We start from the raw sequence: 1,467 nt of genomic DNA, 5'->3' as shown, positions 1-1,467 counted from the left end.
GAGCGCCAAGCCCCACGGGAACGCGGGTTCGGTATAGTGCGCGGACTGCTTCCACAAACCCCAGAGTTGCCACAAGCACACGACGATGGTCAGTGGCGCGCCGATCCACCAGCTGACCAGCTGAAACACATCGCTACCCGTGAGTGCCGTCCACGCCGAGCCGCACGCGAGCAGGCCCATCGTGTACATGCCCCACGCCGCCATGTTCTGGTGCCGGGGCGGCTCATTGCGCACACCGAACGTGAACATGATGAGGAGTCCCGCCGCAATCAGCGCAAAAACGAGCTGGACTACATGAAATCCATGTAACCCAGTCAAACTCGACGCAATCGAGGTTCCCATTAAAGCGCCAGCCCAAGCGGGACCGAACTTTGGCAACGTCATAGGACTAACGCTAGGCCTGCCACCGCGTCTCATCCACTTTGGGTCGGGGCTTTGTGGTTTTTAGAACGCGAATGGCCTGAAGCGCGCCAAGGGACGGAACTGGGACTAGAGCGTCACGTTGGCCAGCACCGCGCCGGTGGGTTGCGCCGCGCCGACGGCGACTTCCTCGGTTACCAGGACTGAAGCAGTTCCACCGGGCAGCGGCATCCACACGTCGTCGTGGGGTTCTTGGCCGATGACTCCAGCCGATTCCACGGCGCCGTCAGCCATGACTGCCCACACTTGTGCACCCATGCCTTCGTCGAGAGCTGGCTGGCCGTTGACCATGGCGCCGCCCTTGCCCATGTCAGAGCTGATCACGATGTCGAGGCTCGCGCCCATCGCGTCGGCCTGACCTTGACGCGCGTCTGCCTTGGGGATCGAGGACGCAGGCGTGGTGGAAGTATTTGCCGACGTCCACGCCAATGACGAAGTCATAGGCCATGGGTGTGTTCCTCCTAGCGATGAATTAGAAGTTGGACTATTTGAGCTTCATCGCTGGGGGTGGTCGGACATACTTAGTACTGGCATCTACATTACTGTGAGACCTCATACCACCTGGGCTGGGTCAGGTTCCTATTAGCAGTTTGAGTATGTCACTGTCTTCGGCGGCATCACCCCCGGATCATTTTCAGACAGGGGCGGGAATAAGCCATACCGAAGCCAGCGACTAGTTCTACTGTCCTTTCAGACGGAGGGAACGGAAATAAACATAACCCGCCCAATCGGGTGGACAGGCTATGAATCTTCGGTGCCCTGAGGTGGAACTGCTAACAACGAAATGGGGGGGAACGGGGGCAAAGTCAATAATTCGAGTCTGGCATAAGTTGATAAGGATTGCCTAACCTAATACTGTTTCAAGTTATGGTCCCGATCGGGAATCGGCAACGGAAGCGAGGCGGCGACGATGAACAGAAAACGTGGATCGACCAGAGAACCCCTCTCCGGAGGGGGAGTCGGGGACGCGGGCCCGGACGGGACGGGCGACGGCGACGCGGTGGCGTCGCAGACGGACGACGGGCGGTTGGTACACGCCGCACCGGT

Annotated in this window: 3 protein-coding genes; all 3 read right to left on the bottom strand. The window is 59.6% G+C overall.

Translation table 11 applies throughout. The features are described 5' to 3' along the window. The coding region (locus tag F4V54_RS11830; RefSeq protein ID WP_487246619.1) for a TDT family transporter at positions 1–384 on the bottom strand (384 nt) is incomplete at its 3' end. A 105-nt stretch (positions 385–489) separates the two neighbouring features. Next, positions 490–765 carry an anti-sigma factor gene (locus F4V54_RS10790; RefSeq protein ID WP_376997230.1) on the bottom strand — a complete coding sequence of 92 codons (276 nt, stop codon included), beginning with the start codon at positions 763–765 and terminating at the stop codon, positions 490–492. Between the two features lie 520 nt (positions 766–1,285). After that, positions 1,286–1,467: hypothetical protein (locus F4V54_RS11685; RefSeq protein ID WP_211359492.1), on the bottom strand; the 182-nt coding region annotated here is incomplete at its 5' end.

This window comes from Corynebacterium tuscaniense, from assembly GCF_008693065.1.
GTDB lineage: Bacteria > Actinomycetota > Actinomycetes > Mycobacteriales > Mycobacteriaceae > Corynebacterium > Corynebacterium tuscaniense.
Note: the sequence above shows the minus strand (reverse complement) of the source record. Positions and strands in the feature narration are given on the sequence as shown.

Bases quoted from the DNA above. Each gene is read 5' to 3' on its own strand.
- F4V54_RS10790 (WP_376997230.1), bottom strand. From the start codon at position 765: ATGGGCGCGAGCCTCGACATCGTGATCAGCTCTGACATGGGCAAGGGC.